The 19112-nt window shown below is 75.4% G+C and carries 19 protein-coding genes and 1 tRNA gene; 13 read left to right on the forward strand and 7 right to left on the reverse strand.

Features of this window, described 5'->3' with window-relative positions; translation table 11 throughout:
- Positions 1-94 precede the first annotated feature (94 nt).
- The 5 genes from HDA31_RS06145 to HDA31_RS06165 all read left to right on the forward strand — a co-directional run bounded on the left by HDA31_RS06145 (position 95) and on the right by HDA31_RS06165 (position 4602).
- On the forward strand, positions 95-577 hold the full coding sequence (locus HDA31_RS06145) for a MarR family winged helix-turn-helix transcriptional regulator (RefSeq protein ID WP_178065984.1): 483 nt from the start codon (positions 95-97) through the stop codon (positions 575-577).
- An 80-nt stretch (positions 578-657) separates the two neighbouring features.
- Complete coding sequence (locus HDA31_RS06150) at positions 658-3330, forward strand: transketolase C-terminal domain-containing protein (protein ID WP_178065983.1); 2673 nt, start codon at positions 658-660, stop codon at positions 3328-3330.
- Between the two features lie 112 nt (positions 3331-3442).
- Positions 3443-3880, forward strand: a complete 438-nt coding sequence (locus tag HDA31_RS06155; protein WP_074474706.1) for a DUF3052 domain-containing protein — start codon at positions 3443-3445, stop codon at positions 3878-3880.
- A 100-nt stretch (positions 3881-3980) separates the two neighbouring features.
- Complete coding sequence (locus HDA31_RS06160) at positions 3981-4448, forward strand: peroxiredoxin (RefSeq protein ID WP_007072327.1); 468 nt, start codon at positions 3981-3983, stop codon at positions 4446-4448.
- An 82-nt stretch (positions 4449-4530) separates the two neighbouring features.
- Positions 4531-4602, forward strand: a tRNA-Val gene (locus HDA31_RS06165).
- Between the two features lie 59 nt (positions 4603-4661).
- Here the strand turns inward: HDA31_RS06165 and HDA31_RS06170 are convergent.
- Positions 4662-5873, reverse strand: a complete 1212-nt coding sequence (locus tag HDA31_RS06170; RefSeq protein ID WP_178065982.1) for a pectate lyase — start codon at positions 5871-5873, stop codon at positions 4662-4664.
- A 154-nt stretch (positions 5874-6027) separates the two neighbouring features.
- Positions 6028-6720, reverse strand: a complete 693-nt coding sequence (locus HDA31_RS06175) for a TetR/AcrR family transcriptional regulator (RefSeq protein ID WP_178065981.1) — start codon at positions 6718-6720, stop codon at positions 6028-6030.
- Between the two features lie 49 nt (positions 6721-6769).
- On the opposite strand from HDA31_RS06175, the gene HDA31_RS06180 reads away from it, so the two are divergent.
- Positions 6770-7624, forward strand: coding sequence for an alpha/beta fold hydrolase (locus tag HDA31_RS06180; RefSeq protein ID WP_178065980.1), 855 nt, complete (start codon positions 6770-6772; stop codon positions 7622-7624).
- A gap of 15 nt (positions 7625-7639) precedes the next feature.
- Here HDA31_RS06180 and HDA31_RS06185 read toward each other — a convergent pair whose 3' ends face one another.
- Both HDA31_RS06185 and HDA31_RS06190 read right to left on the reverse strand, forming a co-directional pair.
- The gene (locus HDA31_RS06185; protein WP_178065979.1) at positions 7640-7972 is read right to left on the reverse strand and encodes a DUF6204 family protein; all 333 of its coding nucleotides are present in this window, start codon (positions 7970-7972) and stop codon (positions 7640-7642) included.
- 159 nt (positions 7973-8131) lie between these two features.
- Complete coding sequence (locus tag HDA31_RS06190; protein WP_178065978.1) at positions 8132-9004, reverse strand: hypothetical protein; 873 nt, start codon at positions 9002-9004, stop codon at positions 8132-8134.
- 193 nt (positions 9005-9197) lie between these two features.
- On the opposite strand from HDA31_RS06190, the gene HDA31_RS06195 reads away from it, so the two are divergent.
- Positions 9198-9995 (forward strand): alpha/beta fold hydrolase, encoded by a 798-nt coding sequence (locus HDA31_RS06195; RefSeq protein WP_178065977.1) that lies wholly within the window; start codon positions 9198-9200, stop codon positions 9993-9995.
- Here HDA31_RS06195 and HDA31_RS06200 read toward each other — a convergent pair.
- A complete protein-coding gene (locus HDA31_RS06200; protein ID WP_178065976.1) occupies positions 9967-10632 on the reverse strand; it encodes a dihydrofolate reductase family protein in 666 nt (221 codons plus the stop codon). The genes HDA31_RS06195 and HDA31_RS06200 overlap by 29 nt on opposite strands.
- Before the next feature lie 66 nt (positions 10633-10698).
- On the opposite strand from HDA31_RS06200, the gene HDA31_RS06205 reads away from it, so the two are divergent.
- From HDA31_RS06205 to HDA31_RS06215, 3 genes are all read left to right on the forward strand, one after another.
- Positions 10699-11298, forward strand: coding sequence for a TetR/AcrR family transcriptional regulator (locus tag HDA31_RS06205; protein ID WP_074474713.1), 600 nt, complete (start codon positions 10699-10701; stop codon positions 11296-11298).
- A gap of 66 nt (positions 11299-11364) precedes the next feature.
- Positions 11365-11844: a GNAT family N-acetyltransferase gene (locus tag HDA31_RS06210; protein ID WP_178065975.1), complete on the forward strand. Its 480-nt coding sequence runs from the start codon at positions 11365-11367 to the stop codon at positions 11842-11844.
- Between the two features lie 104 nt (positions 11845-11948).
- Positions 11949-13100 (forward strand): polysaccharide pyruvyl transferase family protein, encoded by a 1152-nt coding sequence (locus tag HDA31_RS06215; RefSeq protein WP_178065974.1) that lies wholly within the window; start codon positions 11949-11951, stop codon positions 13098-13100.
- 75 nt (positions 13101-13175) lie between these two features.
- Here the strand turns inward: HDA31_RS06215 and HDA31_RS06220 are convergent, their stop codons facing one another.
- Complete coding sequence (locus HDA31_RS06220; RefSeq protein WP_178065973.1) at positions 13176-13382, reverse strand: DUF8847 domain-containing protein; 207 nt, start codon at positions 13380-13382, stop codon at positions 13176-13178.
- Between the two features lie 160 nt (positions 13383-13542).
- Here HDA31_RS06220 and HDA31_RS06225 point away from each other — a divergent pair, with 160 nt between their 5' ends.
- From HDA31_RS06225 to HDA31_RS06235, 3 genes are all read left to right on the forward strand, one after another.
- Positions 13543-14064, forward strand: a complete 522-nt coding sequence (locus HDA31_RS06225; RefSeq protein ID WP_178065972.1) for a DinB family protein — start codon at positions 13543-13545, stop codon at positions 14062-14064.
- Between the two features lie 66 nt (positions 14065-14130).
- Entirely contained in the window at positions 14131-17556 is a 3426-nt protein-coding gene (locus tag HDA31_RS06230) for a DEAD/DEAH box helicase (protein WP_178065971.1), read from the forward strand.
- Positions 17553-18695: an SWIM zinc finger family protein gene (locus HDA31_RS06235; RefSeq protein WP_219824944.1), complete on the forward strand. Its 1143-nt coding sequence runs from the start codon at positions 17553-17555 to the stop codon at positions 18693-18695. Before HDA31_RS06230 ends, HDA31_RS06235 begins: the two co-directional genes overlap by 4 nt.
- On the opposite strand, the gene HDA31_RS06240 is transcribed toward HDA31_RS06235, so the two are convergent.
- Positions 18664-18921 (reverse strand): DUF3040 domain-containing protein, encoded by a 258-nt coding sequence (locus HDA31_RS06240; RefSeq protein WP_043967006.1) that lies wholly within the window; start codon positions 18919-18921, stop codon positions 18664-18666. The genes HDA31_RS06235 and HDA31_RS06240 overlap by 32 nt on opposite strands.
- Positions 18922-19112 lie beyond the last annotated feature (191 nt).

A 19112-nucleotide genomic window follows, 5' to 3' on the forward strand; every position in this document is an offset into this window, starting at 1 on the left:
GGGGACCCCTCTCTACCGAAGGCGTTAACAAGGGGCCCCTCCTTCCCCAAACTGGTGGAGGTGGTCAACAGTTGGGGCGGCGTACGATTGCGCCATGGCGCAGCGCATCCCCACCGAGGCGACGCCGCACGCGGATGCCCGCGCCGACCTGGCCGGGGACGCCGTGCGCCGGATCCTGCACGTCGCCTCGGCCCTCCGGCACTGGCAGGACGCCGGGGTGGCCGGGCTGGGCCTCACGCCGGCCGTCGCCCGGGCGCTGCACGTGCTGGACCCGGACCGCCCGCTGCCGGCCCGCGACCTGGCCGAGCGGTTGCGCTGCGACCGCTCCAACGTCACCGCCCTGGTCGACAAGCTGGAGCAGGCGGGCCTCGTGGAGCGCCGGGCCGACCCGACCGACCGGCGGCAGAAGACCCTCGTGGTCACCGGGGACGGCCGGCGGGTGCGCGACCGCGTCCAGCGGGTGATGTCGGACTCCCGACTGCTCGACGGGCTCACCGACGCCGAGCTGGCCACCCTGCGCGAGCTGGTGTGGAAGGTCGCCGACGGCGGCTGCCCCGAGCAGCATGCCGTGCGCTGACGCGCCGCCGGGGCCGGTGGCGGCGGTGACCGGTCCCGGGCGGACCGTGTCTGAGTGGGCGACCGGCCGCCGCGTCGGTAATGCTGTCGGACGTGACCACCCCGCAAGATCTCGATGACCGGTTCCGGGAGGCCCTCGCCGGGCTCGCCGCCGCGCCCCGGCGACGTGATCCGGCCGAGCCGGTCCACGACGACGCGCCGCTGACCGGGGCGCAGTTGCTGGACCTCTTCGACGCCCAGGTCACCAGCCGGCAGTTGGACCTCGCCGGGCGGTGGCTGCGCAGCTTCGGCGAGGGCTTCTACACGATCGGCTCCGCCGGCCACGAGGGCAACGCCGCGGTGGCCGCCGCGCTGCGTCCCGGCGACCCGGCCCTGCTGCACTACCGTTCGGGCGCGTTCTACTGCCTGCGCGCCGCCCAGGCCGCCGGGGAGGTCGCCTTCCCCGTGCCGGAGGAGGAGGCCGCCGCACCGGCGTCCGGGGCGGAGTCCACGCCGCCCGGGGCGGAGTCCACGCCGTCGGAGCCCGGGGCCGGGATGCCCGGGGCCATGATGCCCGAGGTCGGGACGCCCGAGCTCGGGGCCCCGCCCCCCGGGGCGCAGGGAGCGCCGTCCGGCACCGGGACCACGTCGCCCGGGGCCGAGCCCGGGGCCGGGGCGGAGGCCGGGGCCGGGGCCGGTGCGGCTGGCGGCCCGGCGGCGGGCCGCGACCACCCGGCCGTCGGGGACGACGCGGCCGTCGGACAGGACGCGTCCGCCGGGGAGGGCGAGGCCGTCCGGGAGGACGCGTACGCCGGTGCCGCCCGGGACGTGCTGCGCGGGATGGTCGCCTCGGCGCGGGAGCCGATCGCCGGGGGCCGGCACAAGGTCTTCGGCCGGGCCGACCTCGCGATCGTCCCGACCACCTCCACCATCGCCTCGCACCTGCCCCGGGCGGTCGGCGCGGGGCTGGCCCTGGAACGGCTGCGCCGCCGCGACCCGGCCGGGCGGCGGGCCGGGGCCGACCCGCTCGGCGACGTCGGGCAGCCGCCCCGCTCGCCGTGGCCGCCGGACGCCATCGTGGTCTGCTCGTTCGGCGACGCCTCGGTCAACCACGCCAGCGCCACCGCCGCGTTCAACACCGCCGGCTGGTACGACCACACCGGCCTGCGCATCCCGGTGCTGTTCGTGTGCGAGGACAACGGCCTCGGCATCAGCGTCCGGTCCCCGAAGGGGTGGGTGGAGGCGACCCTGCGGTCCAAGCCGGGCATCCGCTACTTCTCCGCCGACGGCACCGATCCGGTGCAGACGTACGCGGCGGCGGTGGAGGCGGCCGGCTGGGTGCGCCGGCACCGGCGGCCGGCGGTGCTGCACCTGAGCACCGTACGGCTGATGGGGCACGCCGGCGCGGACGCCGAGACGGCGTACCGCAGCGCCGGCGAGATCGCCGCGGACCTGGACCGGGACCCGGTGCTGGCCACCGCCCGGCTGCTCGTGGCGGCGGGCGTCGCGACGACCGGCGAGCTGCTGGCCCGCTACGACGAGCGCGGCTGGCAGGTGCGCCGCATCGCGGAGGAGGTGCTCGGCGAACCGAAGCTCGCCTCCGCGGCCGAGGTGGTCGCGGAGCTCGCGCCCCGCCGCCCGGCCCGGGTGGCCCGCGCGGTCGCCGACGCGGCGGTCCGGGCCGGCGGACCCGGCGCGGCGGTCCGCGCGGACACGTTCGGCGGCCGGCTGCCCGAGGCGGCCGGCCCGCTCACCCTGGCGCAGAGCATCAACGCCGCCCTCGCCGACGGCATGCTCGACCACCCCGGCATGGTCGTCTTCGGCGAGGACGTCGCCGCCAGGGGCGGGGTGTACGGGGTGACGAAGGGGCTGCGGGACCGCTACGGCGCGGCCCGGGTCTTCGACACGCTGCTCGACGAGACGTCGATCCTCGGGCTCGGGCTGGGCGCGGGGCTGGCCGGGCTGCTGCCGGTCCCGGAGATCCAGTACCTGGCGTACCTGCACAACGCCGAGGACCAGTTGCGCGGCGAGGCGGCGACCATGCGGTTCTTCTCCTCGGGGGCGTTCCGCAACCCGATGGTGGTGCGGGTGCCGGGGCTGGCGTACCAGGAGGGCTTCGGCGGGCACTTCCACAACGACAACTCCCTGGCCGTGCTGCGGGACGTGCCCGGGCTGGTGGTCGCGGTGCCGGCGCGGCCGGACGACGCCGCCGCGATGGTGCGTACCTGCCTGGCGAGCGCGGCGGTCGACGGCAGCGTCTGCGTGCTGGTGGAGCCGATCGCGCTCTACCACACCCGCGACCTCTACGCCGAAGGTGACGGGGAGTGGCTGTCCGACTACGCCGAGCCGGGCGCGTGGGCCGCCGGCCACGCGCCGATCGGCCGGGCCCGGGTGTACGGCGTCGGCTCCGCCGAGGACGTCACGATCGTCACTTTCGGTAACGGGGTGCCGATGTCGCTGCGCGCCGCCGCCACCCTCGCCGACGAGGGGGTCGGCAGCCGCGTCGTCGACCTGCGCTGGCTCGCCCCGCTGCCGGTCGCCGACATCGTCCGGGAGGCGTCGGTGACCGGCCGGGTGCTGGTCGTGGACGAGACGCGCCGCTCCGGCGGGGTCGGCGAGGGGGTGCTCGCGGCGCTGGTCGACGGCGGATACGTCGGTGCGGCGCGCCGGGTGGCCGCAATTGACTCGTTTGTACCATTAGGTCCGGCAACGCGTGCGGTGCTGGTCACCGAGGATGCCATCACCCAGGGTGCCCGTACGCTGCTGGCACGGTAAATTCCGTTCCACCCGGTGCGCCACTTGCGCGGGGGGCTGCAAGTGTGTGGACTTTGCCTGACGGCGTCGCCGCGACGCCGCGAGCAGGGACGAGATGAGGAGGCACGCGACAGTGAGCGCGACCGCTGGTCAGGCCGCCGACGGGGTACGCAGCCTGGCGGACCGGTTCGGTATCGAGCCGGGGATGGTCGTCATGGAGATGGGGTACGACGAGGACGTCGACCAGGATCTCCGGGACGCCCTGACCGACCGCTGTGGAGAGCTGGTCGACGAGGACACCGACGAGGTGGTCGACGCGGTGCTGGTCTGGTACCGAGACGGCGACGGTGACCTCTTCGAGCTGCTCGTCGACGCCCTCGGCCCGCTGGCCGACAACGGCGTCGTGTGGCTGCTGACCCCCAAGGCCGGGCGGGAGGGCCACGTCGAGCCGAGCGAGATCGCGGAGTCCGCGCCCACCGCCGGCCTGCAACAGACGTCCACGGTCAACGCCGGCCGGGACTGGAGCGGCGCCCGCCTCGTGCTGCGCCGGGGGGCCAAGGGCAAGAAGTAGCCGAACCTGCCCCCGCCCGTGGGGCCGGCCACACTCGGTGGCCCCGGCCCTCGGGTGTGGCAGGCTGATGCCACCTCCAGAATCGACCCAAGGAGCTCGCATGCCGATCGAGGTTGGCGCCGAGGCGCCGGACTTCGTGCTCAAGGACCAGAACAACCAGGAGGTCCGGCTGTCGGACTTCCGCGGCAAGCGCACCGTGCTGCTGGTCTTCTACCCGCTCGCCTTCACCGGCATCTGCCAGGGCGAGCTGTGCGAGGTGCGGGACAACCTCAACGAGTACGTCAACGACGACGTCCAGGTGCTCACCGTGAGCGTGGACTCGGTCTACGCCCACAAGATCTGGGCCGAGAAGGAGGGCTACCAGTTCCCGCTGCTGGCCGACTTCTGGCCGCACGGCGCGGTCGCCCAGGCGTACGGCGTCTTCAACGACGTCGCCGGCATCGCCAACCGCGGCACGTTCGTGATCGACAAGGCCGGCGTCGTCAGGTTCGCCGAGATGAACATGCCGGGCGAGGCGCGCGACCAGCAGGGCTGGCGCAAGGCGCTGGCGGACGCCGTCGCCGCCTGATCCCACCACGGGCACACCGACGCGGCGGACCGGAACCGGCAGGGTAAGCTTGCCGGACTCCGGCCCGCCGCGCGGGCGTTCGGGGCGCGTAGCTCAGTGGGAGAGCACTCGCCTTACAAGCGAGGGGTCGCAGGTTCGAAACCTGCCGCGCCCACCCATCACCACCAGCGCGGGAACTCTTCCGAGGATCGAGCACCCGGCCGCCGGCAGTGACTACCGGAAGGTGACGTCGCTCCTGTTGACCTTGCAGTTGGCGTCGTTCCAGCCCTCACCGAGGTAGCTGGGTTCGCTGCCCTTGGGCACGCCCTGGTACTTGCCGCAGATGGTGGCCGAGCCGATGACGACCACGCGGGTGATCGTCGCGGTGTCGTTCCAGTTGCTGTTGATGCCGGCGAGCATGTCGATGTCGTCGACGAGGACGTTGTCGATGCGCACGTGGCGGGTGTACGAGGTGGTGCAGTTGCCGCAGCCGCGGTACAGCTTGCCGGACCCCTTGAGGTAGAAGCCGGAGATGTTGACCGTGCCGTTGCCGTTGTGCTGGAAGGTCTTGTCGCTGCCGCTGCGCGCGCCGCCGCCGATGACGTAGGAGGTGCCGCCGTTGGTCTGCTTGAAGGTGGCGGCGTCCTCGCCGATGTCGTTCCACCACACGTTGCGCAACGTGCAGGTGCCCTCGCAGTGCACGCCGTCGCCGGCGGGCGAACCGAGGATGACGTTCTGCAACGTGCCGCCGTTGGCGATCTTGAACATCGGGTCCTGCGACTCGCCCTGCCCACCGTCACCGATGCAGCAGTAGGTCTTCATCCCGCCGTCGAAGGTGCCGGAGACGTTGACCGTGCCCGAGATGCTCACCGAGCCGGCCGACGACGGCCACGCGCCGGTCGGCGTGCCGGGGTTGCTGGTCGGGCCGGATGTCGGGCCGCTGGTGGGGCTGGTGGTGGGGCTGGTGGTCGGGGTCGACCCGCCGCTGGCGTACGTCTCGAACTCGGCGATCCGCGGGGCGCCGGACGCGCTGGTGATGACGAAGGAGATCTTCTTCAGCGACGTCGAGGAGAAGTTGACGGTGCCCGGGGCGCTGCTGCCGCTGGCCAGGACGGTGCCCGTGTCGTGGTTCGTGAGCTGCCAGCCGCTGATCGAGCCGCCGCCCGAGGCCTGCACGATGACGGCCGAGGACACCGTGGTGGCGCCGCCCCACTTGACCGAGATCGTGCCGGTCGAGCCGCTCGGTGACCAGAATGTGCTGGTGTTGCCGTCGATGACGTTGCCGTAGCTGGTGCCGCTGGCCTTGCTGGAGCCGTCGGCGCCGGCGCCGATGCTCAGGTTCGTGGCGGCCGAGGCGTGCGGGATCTGCAGCGCCAGCGCGGCGACGGCACCTGCGACCGCAGCGGCACCGCCGGCCAGCCACCGGGTAGCGACTTTGCCTCTCATCTGATTCGCCTTTCAATCATGAGCACCGGTAGGGGAAAGCGCTTTCCGGTAACCATAGGGCGTTGTCGATGGCGCGGCAAGATGGCGGCGACAGGGCTGAACGGTGCGAGCCGAGGCCGGCCGGCGACGGGCCGGCGGCCCGCTGCGCCCCGGCTCAGCTTCCGGGCTGCCCCTCAGGCCCCCCGGCGTGGCCGAGCAGTCCGCGCAGGACGCCGCGTACGGTCGCCTCGAAGAGGTCGCGCTGTGCCGGCGGCGCCTGCGGCGCGGTGAGGGCGGCGGCCAGGTGGGGGAACGCCGCCAGGTCGATCCCGTCGAGGCGGGCCGGCGGGCCGGCGGCTTCGCTGCGGGCGAACAGCGACACCACGCCGGTCGTCATGGCGATCGCCTCGAACTTGGTGGTGGCCGCCGCCGGCACCGGTCGCAGGACGGCCAGGCAGTGATCGAAGAAGGCCAGGCTCTCCGGGCCGAAGGCGGTCGGCCGGGGCAGGATCTCCACCAGCCACCGGTGCCTGCGGTACAGCTCCAGTTGCCGGCGGGCGATGCGCAGCATCGCGTCCAGCCAGTCGCCGGTGGCCTCCGGGTAGGGGCGCAGCTCGCCCGCCGCCCGGTCGGCCATCAGGTCGAGCAGGTCGTCGCGGGAGGTCAGGTAGCGGTAGAGCGATCCCGCGCCGGTGTCGAGCGCGGTGGCGACGGCCCGCATCGAGACCGCGCCGATGCCGACGGCGTCCGCCACCGCGATCGCCGCGGCCACGATCTCGTCCCGGGTGTGCGTCGGCGCCGGGCCCCGGGTGCCCCGGGTCGGGCGGGACCAGATCGACGGCCGCACTGGTTCGGCGGATGAGGTCACCGCTACACTCTAAACTGCGAACGACGTTCGCGGTTTAGGGGAGGGTGACGTGGAACAGAGTTGGACCGTGCAACGGGTGCCCGCAGCCGACGGGGCCGAGATCGTGCTCCACTCCACCGGCGTCGGGCCGGGCATCGTCGTCGTGCACGGCGGCGGTGTCACCATCGAGATCTACCGACGGCTGGCCGACCGGCTGGCGGACCGCTTCACCGTGCACCTCTACAACCGCCGGGGCCGGGCCGACGCGGCCGCCCGCGCCGAGCCCTACGACGGCGAGCAGGACATCGACGACCTCGCGGCGCTGCTGACCCACACCGGGGCCCGCAACGTCATCGGCCACAGCGGCGGCGGCTTCATCGCCCTGCGCGCCGCCGCGCGGCGGCTGCCGATCGGCCGGCTCGCCCTCTACGACGCGGCGGTCCAGGTCGACGGCCGGTTCCCGGCCGCGTGGCTGCCGGCCGCCCGGGACGCCGCGCGGGCCGGCGACCTCGCCCGCGCGATGGCCCTCACCGGCGCCGGCCTCAACACCCAGTCGGCCACGTCGCGCCTGCCGCTGGGCCTCCAGGTCGCCATGTGCCGGCTGTTCATCCGTACGCCCATCGGGCGCACCATGGCCGAGCTGCTGCCCACCACCCTCGACGAGACCACGCTGATCTTCCGCCACGACGGCCCGCCCGAGCAGTGGGCCGGCGTCGACGCCGAGGTGCTGCTCGCCTGCGGCGGGGCCGGGCCGCCCTACTACCGGCCGACCAACGAGGCCCTGGCGGGGGCCCTGCCGCACGCCCGCACCCTGGTGGTGCCGCGCGCGGGTCACGACGCGCTCAACCGTGCCCCGCGCCACCTGGTCGACGCGCTCGCCGAGTTCTTCGCCGCTCCGGTCGCCTCGGAGCGGGCCGGGTCGTGACGACCGTCGTCGCGGTCAGCGGCCCCGCTGGCGGACCTTGATGCTGTCGAGGTCCGTCGCCACCGACGTGAGGTCGCGGTGGCCCGCGCCCAGCCCCCGGACGGCGGCTGCGGCGAGGGCCTCCGCCCGGCCGGTCACCACGTCCTCGGCGTCGTCGGCCGTGGCCCGGACGACGCAGCGGAAGGTGAACCCGAGGAGGGCACGCTCGTAGGTCACCGTGCCCTCCTCGGTGAACCGCGCCGCGAACACGTCGTGCTCGTCGGCCCGGGCGAGCAGCGCGGCCCGCTGCCCGGCGTCGAGCGGCGCGAACCTGCCGCGCACGATGACCTGGTACGTCTTGCCCGTCATGGTGTGCTGCTCCCCGGTTGGTGGACGAAGTCACGACGCCGTCGGACGGCGGGTCCACCCGTCATCGTGCCGCGACCACGGCGTACGGCAAGCGGTTTACCTGCCCGCCGCCACGACGGCGCGGGCCGCCGGGGTGACCGGCGGCCCGCCGCGGGCGGGTCAGTTCGCGCAGACCGCGTACGCGCGCACCTTCCAGTTGCTGCTGAACCCGTTCTCGTCCTCCATGGCCCGGACGGTCACCGTGGTCGAGGAGGTGGCCCGCATCTCGGTCAGGCGCACCTGGCCCTCGCCGCCGACGATCTCGCCGCCCACCCCGTGCACGCGCGTGCCGGCGGGGCAGGTAACCACCACCGACTGGACGGCGGCGGAACTGTAGGCGCTGTCGTCGACGACGCGCTGCTCGCCGGGGAGCGGGTCGGCGCAGATGGCGGTGGCGTCGAGCCACCAGGTGCCGGCGAAGCCGGTGTCGTCCTCGGCGCCGGCGACCACGACGCTGCTCTGCTGGATGCGCAGGTCCTCCAGGATCACCTCGCTGTTCGACGCCCCGACGACCGCGCCGCCGACCCCGATGGCGTGCTTGCCGGCGGGGCAGGACTTCTCGAACCAGTTGCTCGTGCCGAGGCTGGGCGCGGAGCTGCCGGAGACGGTGACCAGGCCGCTGGGGGCCGGGGCGCACACCGCGCTGGCGGTGACCGCCCAGTCGCCGGCGACGCCGTTGCCGTCCTCGCGGCCGGTCACCGAGAACGCGCCGCCGCCGACCAGCGGACGCATGATGTCCATGCCGACCTGCCCGAGGCCGGAGCCGGTGACCGCGCCGCCGCCCCCGATGACGGTGGTGCCCGCCGGGCAGGTGGCGGCCTGCGACTTCGCGACGGAGTTGCTCGGCCCGGTGGTCGTCCTGAGGCTCAGGCCGGGCACCGCCGCCACGGGCCCGGTGAGGGCCAACTGGCCGAGCACGAGCGCGCTCAGCGTCGCCCCGCCCACGGCGGCCGTGCGACGCGTCCAGCGGCTCCGGTTCGATCCTTCTCGCATGTGTCTGACCCCTTGTCGGGAAAGCTCGGCGCGGCGGGTGTCCGGCCGAGGGTTGGCGCGTTGACACCGGTGGGAGACACGAGGGGCCGGGACGCCAACAGAAAATCGCGGAGAAGTTCTTCCGGGCCGGGCCGGCGTGCCGCCGGGGTCGGATCGGGAGCGGGAGGGGCGGACGGAGCCGGAGGTGGCCGGGGTGAGCTACGCGGAGGTCAACGGCCTGCGGCTGTGGCACGAGGTGCGCGGCTCGGGCCGCCCGCTGGTGCTGCTGCACGGGGGTTACGGCACGGCGGAGTCGTTCGGCCCGATCCTGCCGGCGTTCGCCGGCCGGCGGCGGGTGGTGACGGTGGACCTCCAGGGGCACGGCCGCACCGCCGACGTGGACCGCCCCCTGCGGTTCGAGACGATGGCCGACGACGTCGCCGCGCTGATCCGCCACCTGGGCCTCGGCGAGGCCGACGTGCTGGGCTATTCGCTGGGCGGCGGGGTGGCGCTGCGGATGGCGGTCCAGCATCCCGCGCTGGTGCGCCGCCTCGTGGTGGTCTCCGCGCCGTGCCGCAGCGGGGGATGGTATCCGGAGGTGCTGGCCGCGATGGCGGCCCAGGACGCGGCGACGGGGGAGCGGATGCGCGGCACCCCGCCGCACGAGCGGTACGCCCGGGTAGCCCCCCGCCCGCAGGACTGGCCGGCGCTGTGGGCGAAGACGGGGGAGCTGCTGCGCCGCGACTACGACTGGTCGGCGCAGGTCGCCGCCCTGGCGAAGCCGACCCTGCTGGTCTTCGCCGACGCCGACTCGGTCCCGACCGGCCACGTGGCGGAGTTCTTCGGGCTGCTCGGCGGCGGCCACCGGGACGCCGGCTGGGACGGCAGCGGTCGTCCCGCGTCGCGGCTGGCCGTCCTGCCGGGCCTGACCCACTACGAGATGCTCGACTCGCCCGCGCTGCCCGCCGCCGTGCTGCCGTTCCTCACCGCCCCGGTGCGCCCTCCACAGTGACGCCCGACGAAGCCGACGGGGCCGAGGACGGCGGGGCGGGGACGGGCGCGGGGGCCGGCGCGGCGGCGTAGTGCAGGAGGACCAGGCCGCTGTCGAACGCCCGCGTGCCGGTCAGCGTGAACCGGTGCGCCGCGAAGCCCCGGGTGGCCAGCGAGATGCCGCTGCCGGCCACGACCGGGTGCAGCTTGACGACGAGCTCGTCCACCTCGGGCAGGAGCTGGCCGGCGAGCTGCCCGCCGCCGCAGAGCCAGATGTCGCCCCCGGGCCGCCCCTTCAGCTCGCGGACGAAGGCCACCGGGTCGCCGGCGACGACCTCCGGCCCGGTGCCGGCCGACGGGGGCAGCGACCGGGAGAAGACGTACTGCCGCAGGTGGGCGTACGGGCTGGTGATGCCGGCGCGCAGCGCCGGATCGTAGGTGGCGCGGCCCATCAGCACCGTGTCGAAGCGGCCGGTGGGCCGGTCGATGCCGAGCTGCGGGTGGCTGAACGTGGGGAAGGTCTGCGGCCATCCGGCGGTGAGGTGGGCGGCGACGTCCGGCTCCAGGGGGAGGAAGTCGTAGGACCCGTCGGGGGCCGCGATGAAGCCGTCGAGGGTGCTGGCCACGTAGTACACGAGCTTGCGCAAGGGGACTCCCATCAACCACTACTGTTGTCGTGGTTGGAACGTACTACACCTGTCGTGGATGTTGCTACCGTGTGCACCATGGCCCGGAACCCCCAACGACGCGCCCTGCTCGCCGACGCCGGGCTGCGCGTGCTCGCCGCCGCCGGAGCGCGGGGCCTCACCCACCGCGCCGTCGACGCCGAGGCGGGCGTGCCCACCGGCACCGCCTCCAACTACTTCCCCACCCGCGACGCGCTGCTCGGCGCGCTCGGCGAGCGGGTCTTCGAGCGGTACGCCCCCGACGAGGCCGTCCTCGCCCGGCTCGCCGCCCGCGAGCCCTCGGTCGACCTCACCACCGACTACGTCCGCTACATCGTCGAGCGCACCACCCGCGAGCCGTACGTCACCCGGGCGCTGATCGAGCTGCGGCTGGAGGCGGCCCGCCACCCCGAGCTGGGCCGGGGCCTGGCCGAGGTGCTCCGCCGGGGGTACGCCGACGACGTCGCCTTCCACGCCGCCGCCGGGTTACCGGGTGGCGCGTTCGAGATCGCCCTGCTCCACTATGCGGTGGACGGGTTGCTGCTCGACCTGCTCACCACGTCGATCGACGCCGGCTTCGACGCCGACGAGGTGGTCTCCGCCCTGGTGTCCCGCCTCGTCGGCGGCGCCGCCCCGCGACCCGGGGCCGCCGGCGACTGACGGCGGCCCGCCCGGGCCCGGCGGGCGGCGCGCCCCCGGCCGTCCCGAAGAAACCGAAGGAGCCGCGTGCCGCTCACCCTCGCCCCGATGACCGACGACCAGCTCGCCCGCCTGCGGGTCGGGCTCGAACAGTCGTACGCCGAGAACCTCGCCGAGGCCCGGGGACTGTCGCTGGAGGCGGCCCGGGCCGAGGCGCTGGCCCAGATCGGCCGGCTGCTGCCCGCCGGGGTGGCCAGCCCGGGCGTCCTGCTGCGGGTGGCCCTGGTCGACGGCGAGGAGGTCGGCTGGATCTGGCTCACCCTGCCCGACGCCGACCGGCCGACGATGGCCTGGATCCACAACATCGAGGTGCACCCCGCCCACCGGGGACGAGGGCACGCGCGGCGGATGATCGGGCTCGCCGAGGCCGAACTCGCCCGGCTCGGCGTCGACCGGCTCGGGCTGAACGTGTTCGGGCACAACACCGTGGCGATCCGGCTCTACGACAGCCTCGGCTTCCGGGTCACCGCCCAGCAGATGGTCAAGCCGCTGCCACCGCCGCGCTGACCCCGCGCAGGACCGCGCCGACCCCTCGCGGAACGGGACGTGTGCCCCCGCAGCCAGCGGGAAACCCACCCGGAACGCGCATCCTGCGGGGAGGAGCGAGACCAATGAGGGACCGCACCGCACCGACGATCGGCGTGCTCGGCTCGTACGGCGGTCGCAACCTCGGCGACGAGGCGATCCTGAGCGGACTGCTGGCCGACCTGCGCTCGCACGAGCCCGACGCGCGGATCATCGTCTTCTCCCGCAATCCGGCACACACCGCCCGGGCCCACCCGGACGTCGAGGCGGTGCCGTGGGAGGGGGTCAGCCGGGTCGACTCGGCCGAGGTGCTGGCCGAGCTGGACCTGCTGATCCTCGGCGGCGGCGGCATCCTCTACGACCGGGAGGCGCGCCGCTACCTGCGGGTCGTGCGGGTCGCCCAGGAGCGGGGGCTGCCCCTGCTCACGTACGCGGTCGGGGTGGGTCCGCTCAGCGACGGGGTGGACACGGGCATGGTGCGGGAGACCCTGGCCGGCGCCACCGAGGTCACCGTGCGGGACCAGGAGTCCCGGATGGTGCTGGAGGAGGCCGGACTGCTCAACCCGATCACGGTGACCGCGGACCCCGCGTTCCTGCTGGAGCCAGAGGAGTTCCCTGAGCACCTCCTGCGCGAGGAGGGCGTGCCGAACGGCAAGCGGCTGGTGGGGCTCAGCGTGCGGGAGCCGGGCCGGGCCGCCGAGCGGCTCGACGTCGACGGCTACCACCGGCTGATCGCCCAGATCGCCGACTTCCTCATCCACCGGATCGACGCCCACGTGCTCTTCGTGCCGATGGAACGCGACGACATCCGGCACTCGCACGGCGTGATGTCGCACATGACGGCCGCCGACCGGGGCCGCATCCTGCACGGCGACTACTCGCCCCGGCAGGTGCTGGGGCTGATGCGGCACTTCGACCTCGCCGTCGGCATGCGACTGCACTTCCTGATCTTCTCGGCGATGGTCGGCACCCCGTTCCTGCCCCTGCCGTACGCCGGGAAGGTCTTCGACCTCGCCCAGCGGCTCGGCGTGCCCGCGCTGCGCGGCGTGGAACGCGAGGTCGAGGGGCCGCTGCTGGCCGAGGTCGACCGCCTGTGGGACGAGCGGCAGGCGCGCGCCGCGGAGACCGCCCGCCGGGTGGCGGAGGTCTGCGAGCAGGCCCGGGGCACCTCCCAGGTCACGGGTGCGGTGCTGGAGAGCCTGCGCTCGCGGACCCTGACCCGCGCCGGGGCGGCCTGACCCGAGTCGCGTGACCTGACGGTGAGGCTGGCCGGGTCGGCCCGCCGCGACGTCGTCGCAGGGGTGGCCGGCGGGTCAGACGGCCGGCCCCCGCCACCGGTAGAGCCACCCCGGGTCCCCGCCGACGGTCGACTCCAACTCGTAGATCTCGGCCTCGGCCAGCCCGTGCCCGCCGAGGTGGTGGTGGGTCAGCGGCGGCCGGCCGTTGCTGTCCAGCTCCACCCTGACCGTCTGCCCGTCGGCGGTGCCGCCCGTCAGCGGGATCTCTGCCGTTGCTGCCATGGGCCCATCCTGCCCCGGCGCCGGACGCCCCGCCGGGCCGTCCCCCGGAGATCTTGGTGATTTCGGCTCCTCTGGGGGCACATTCGTACCGAGATCTACGCCCGACGGGGGCCGCGTGCGCGGGACAGCGCGACCAGAATCGGACAAGTAGGGTGCGGGGATGGCGGAGATCAAGATCGACCCGACCCTCGGCCCCGTGTTGGCGCGCACCGGCGACGAGCGCGCGGTGCTCGAATCCTTCCTCGACTTCCACCGGGGCATCGTGCTGCGCAAGGTGGCCGGGCTCTCCGACGCCGACGCGCGTCGCCGGCTGGTGCCCTCCCGCACCACCCTCGCCGGCCTGGTGAAGCACCTGACGCTGGTGGAGCGGAACTGGTTCCCGGCCCTGCTCGCCCCCGGGCCGGGCGATGTCCACGTCACCGGCGAGGCGGATGCGGCGGACAGCTTCACCCTCGACGGGTCCGACACCGTCGAGTCCCTGGTGGCCGACTACGAGCGGGCGTGCGCCCGGTCCCGGGAGGTAGCGGCGCGCTTCGACCTCGACCACGTGGTGCCGCAGCCGCAGCTCGGCGAGGTCTCCCTGCGCTGGATCCTGACCCACATGATCGAGGAGACGGCCCGGCACGCCGGCCACGCCGACATCCTGCGCGAGCTGACCGACGGCGCCACCGGCGCGATCTGACCACGGGTGCCCCGGTGGCACCGCCGGGCCCGGCTATCCTCGGGGGTCGTCGGCGGAGGGGGAGCGGTGCTGGTCGTCCACGGGGCGTGGCTGCCCGGCGCGGGGCTCGTCGTCTGGGCGGAGGACAGTGCCCTGCCCCCGCAGGCGCCCCGCCGGCCGGGCCGGGCCCCCCGCGAGCGCCCCCACCCGTTCGCCGCCGACCACGCGGCCCTCGCCGCCGCCCTGGCGAGCGCCGTGCCGCGGACCGGCACCCCCTCGGCCCGCCCGGCGAGCGCCGGGCCACAGCGCCCGGGGTCGCCGAGCGCACCGCCACAGAGCACGGGACCGCAGGCCCCGGCTCCCGCCGAGCCCGGGTCGGTGCTGCTGCGCCTGCCCACCCGGGCCGGCTCGCCGGCCGACTCCCCGGAACTGGTCCGCCCGGCCGTCGCCGAACCGGTCCGGGGGCCGGTCACCCTCGCCGGCTGGCGCGCTCCCGCCCTCCGGTACGCCCCGGCGGACGCGCTCGCGCTGCTGCGCGGTGCCGGTGACCGGGCCGGGGTGCCCGGCGCGACGCTGCGGCACCTCGCGGAGCTGGCCGGGTTCGCCGTCGACCTGGTCCGCCGGGGCCGGGTCCTGCCCGGCGTGGCCGGAGCACCCGAGCCCCGACCGACCGCCTTCCGCCCACTCGACGGTGCCTCCGCCGCGCCGCACACCGCCGGTGCGCCGCGGCTCGCCGGTCGGGCCGCCCGGCATCCGGGAACCGGGGCGGGTGGGGTGCGCGCCGCCGGCCCGGGTCGGGCCGGCGAGGTGGGGGCTCGGGCGGTGTGGCGGCCCCTGCTCACCGGCGCCGACGCCGCCTGGGCCCGGTCGCTCGCCCTCGCCCTGCCCCCGGCCGGGCGGGCCGCTGCCGCCGACGTGCCGGCCGGGGAACTGGTCGCCGACGCCCTCGACGCGCTCACCGACGCCGCCGCGCGGGCGGCGCTGACCCGGACCGTGCTGACCCAGGGCGGCCGCCGAAGCGGCGCGGTGCCGGCCTGGCTGGCGGCGCTCACCGCGCCGGACGGCGGGTTCGCCGCCGAGCGGGCCGCCCTCGCCGCGCTCCGCGCCGAGCTGGACGACTGGCAGCGGGACGCGGCCGGCGGCGCGGTCCGGGCCAGCTTCCGCCTGGTGGAGCCAGCCGTCGACCCGGTCGCCGACGCCCTGGCCGCCGCGCTGGACCCGACCGCTGCCACCGCCACCTCCGTCGTCACCACCGCTGCCACCGCCGCCGCTGCCACGGCCACCGCCACCGCTGTCACCGCCGGCGACGACGCCGGTGGTCCGGGCGGCGGCGCGGAGACCGGCTCCGACGCCGGGCGCTGGCGGGTGGAGTTCGGGCTCCAGGCCGCCGACGAGCCGGGACTGGTCGTGGACGCCGGGGACGTCTGGCGGTCCCCGCGTACCCCGCCCGGCCTCGCCGGCCGGCTCGACTCGCCACAGGAGACCCTGCTCGCGGAGCTGGGCCGGGCCAGCCGGCTCTGGCCCGAGCTGGACACCGCTCTGCGTACTGCGACGCCGGAGGCGCTGGAGCTGGACGTCGAGGGCGCGCACCGGTTCCTGCGCGAGGGCGCGCCGGTGCTGCACGCCGCCGGGTTCGGGGTGCTGCTGCCCGGCTGGTGGCGGCGGCCGTCGGCGCGGTTGGGCGCGCGGTTGCAGGCGCGCAGCCGTACGGCCCCCGGCACGGTCGCCGCCGCCGACGGCGGGTTCGGCCTGGACGCCCTGGTCGACTACCGGTGGGAGGTGTCCCTCGGCGACGAGTCGATCTCCGCCGCCGAGCTGGCCGCGCTGGCGGAGCTGAAGACCCCGCTGGTGCGGCTGCGCGGGCGCTGGGTCGAGCTGGACCCGGGGCGGTTGGCCGCCGGGCTGCGGCTGCTGCGTTCGGCGGGCGAGCTGACGGTGGCCGACCTGCTGCGGCTCGGGCTGGCCGAGGCCGACTCCGCCGACACGCTGCCGGTGCTGGAGGTCGTCGCCGACGGCGCGCTGGGCGAGCTGCTCGCCGGGCAGGCCGAGCGCCGCCTCGTCCCGCTGGACCCGCCGCCGGCCTTCGCCGGGACGCTGCGGCCGTACCAGCGGCGCGGGCTGGCCTGGCTGGCGTTCCTCCAGTCGCTCGGCCTGGGCGGGGTGCTCGCCGACGACATGGGGCTGGGCAAGACGGTGCAGCTGCTCGCGCTGCTCGCCGGGGACCCGCCGGACGCCGGCCCGACCCTGCTGGTCTGTCCGATGTCGCTGGTCGGCAACTGGCAGCGGGAGGCCGCCCGGTTCACCCCGAAGCTGCGCGTGCACGTGCATCACGGTGCCGAGCGGGCGCGCGGCGACGACTTCGCCGCGGCCGTGCACGCGGCGGACCTGGTCCTCACCACCTACTCGGTGGCCGCCCGCGACGCGGTCGACCTCGCCGGCATCGACTGGCACCGGGTCGTCGTCGACGAGGCCCAGGCGATCAAGAACGCCTCGACCCGGCAGGCGGAGGCCGTGCGGGCGCTGCCGGCCCGGCACCGGATCGCGGTCACCGGCACGCCGGTGGAGAACCGGCTCGCCGACCTGTGGTCCATCATGCAGTTCGCCAACCCCGGCCTGCTCGGCCCGGCCGCCAGCTTCCGCAAGGCGTACGCCGAACCGATCGAGCGGCACGGCGACGCCGACGCCGCCGAGCGGCTGCGCCGGATGACCGGCCCGTTCGTGCTGCGCCGGCTCAAGACCGACTCCTCGATCATCTCCGACCTGCCCGAGAAGCTGGAGATGGAGGTGCTGTGCAACCTCACCGCCGAGCAGGCGGCGCTCTACCGGGCGGTGGTGGACGACATGCTGGCCCGCATCGAGTCCACCGACGGCATCGAGCGGCGCGGCCTGGTGCTGGCGGCGATGACCCGGCTCAAGCAGGTCTGCAACCATCCCGCCCAGCTCCTGCACGACGGCTCCGCCCTGCCCGGCCGCTCCGGCAAGCTGGCCCGGCTGGAGGAGATCCTCGACGAGGTGCTCGCGGCGGGGGAGAAGGCCCTGCTGTTCACCCAGTACGCCGAGTTCGGCGGGATGCTGCGCGGCCACCTCTCGGCCCGGTTCGGCCGCGAGGTGCTGTTCCTGCACGGCGGGGTCGGCAAGGCCGACCGGGACGCGATGGTGACCCGGTTCCAGTCGGCTGCGGGGCCGCCGCTGTTCGTGCTCTCCCTCAAGGCCGGCGGCACCGGGCTCACCCTCACCGCCGCCAACCACGTCGTGCACGTCGACCGGTGGTGGAACCCGGCGGTGGAGGACCAGGCCACCGACCGGGCGTTCCGCATCGGCCAGCGGCGGCGGGTGCAGGTCCGCAAGTTCGTCTGCGCCGGCACCGTGGAGGAGAAGGTCGCCGCGATGATCGCCGAGAAGCGGAGCCTCGCCGCGTCCGTGGTGGGCACCGGCGAGCAGTGGGTCACCGAGCTGTCCACCGAGCGGCTGCGCGAGCTGTTCGCCCTGGAGTCCGGGGCGGTGGTCGAGTGACCGGCCCGTTCGCCGACTACGGGCCGCCCCGTCGTGTCGAGGGCGGGCTGCGCGCCCGCAGCACCCGGGGCGCGATCGGCCGGTCCTGGTGGGCGCGCCGGTTCCTGGAGGTGCTGGAGTCCTTCGCGCTGGGCACCCGGCTCACCCGGGGCCGGTCGTACGCGCGGGCGGGCCAGGTGCTCGACCTCCACGTCGCCCCCGGCGTGGTGACCGCCCGGGTGCAGGGCTCGCGTCCCCGGCCCTACCAGGTGCGGATCGCGGTGGAGCCGTTCCCGGCGGCGCTTTGGGAACGGCTGGAGGCGGCGCTCGCGGCGCAGGCGTTCTTCACCGCCCGGCTGCTCGCCGGCGACCTGCCGGCCGAGCTGGAGGAGGTGTTCGCGGCCACCGGCGCGCCCCTGTTCCCGGCCCGCGTCGACGAGCTGGACCAGCACTGCTCCTGCCCCGACCACGCGGTGCCGTGCAAGCACCTGGCCGCGACGTTCTACCTGCTCGCGGAGGCGTTCGACGCGGACCCGTTCGAGCTGCTGCACTGGCGGGGCCGCCGCCGCGCCGATTTGTTGGACCGGCTGCGGGCCCTGCGCGCCGCCACCGGCCCCGCACGGGACGACTCCAACCCGGGGCGGGACGACGGCAGCGGCGGGACCGCCGCGCCGGTGTCCACCGGGGACGGCCTGGACGCGGCGCGCACGTCCGACGGCCCGGGCGCACCGTCCACGGGCGACGGTCGGGCCGTGCCGGCCGTCGGCGCCGCGCGGGCGCTCGCCCCGCTGCCCGCCGCGCCGCTCGCCGACGCGGTCGACCGGTTCTGGGTCGCGCCGGTGCCGCTGCCGGACCGGCCGCCGAGCCTGGCGGCCGCGCCGGACCTGCTGCTGCGGCAGCTCGGCGCACCGGCGGCCGGGCTCGGCGGCCCCGGCCTGACCGAACGGCTGGGCCGGGCGTACCGGGAGTTCGGCCGGTTCCGTCCGGAGGCCGACCGTCCGGAGGCCGACCGTCCGGAGGCCGACCGTCCGGAGGCCGACCGTCCGGAGGCCGACCGTCCGGAGGCCGACCGTCCGGAGGCCGACCGCCCAGAGGCCGACCGCCCAGAGGTCGCCGACGACGGGGCGGCTACCACCAGCGGCGGCGGAACCGCCACATGACGGCGGCGTTGGCCAGCAGCACCGCCGCGAAGATCGCCCCGGCCGGTCGGCCGGCCAGGACGGTCGCCGCCGGCAGCGAGGCCCACAGCACGACGGTCAACAGCATCAGGTACCGGCCGCGACGGGCCCGGGCCCGATGGTCCAGGCGGGCGAAGAACTCCGGGTCGCTCTCCCGGAGCTGACGGGTGATCTGTTCGAACCTGCGCTGATCCTCTTTGCTGAGCATGGCGGTGCCTTCCCCTCACGCGTTCAGCGGTTCGGCGGCATACCCGCTGCGGTGGCGGCTCACGCGCTCCTGCTGCTGCTACTTTCGGTGGAGCGGGTGCGCCGTCGGCCCGCGCGGCACCTGAGCGCCCGCTTATCCCCGACTTAAGTTTCCCTGTGGCAAGCAACGGCGTGGCCGGCCGGCCGGCCGGG

Origin of the sequence: Micromonospora carbonacea, from assembly GCF_014205165.1 — a bacterium.
Taxonomy (GTDB): domain Bacteria; phylum Actinomycetota; class Actinomycetes; order Mycobacteriales; family Micromonosporaceae; genus Micromonospora; species Micromonospora carbonacea.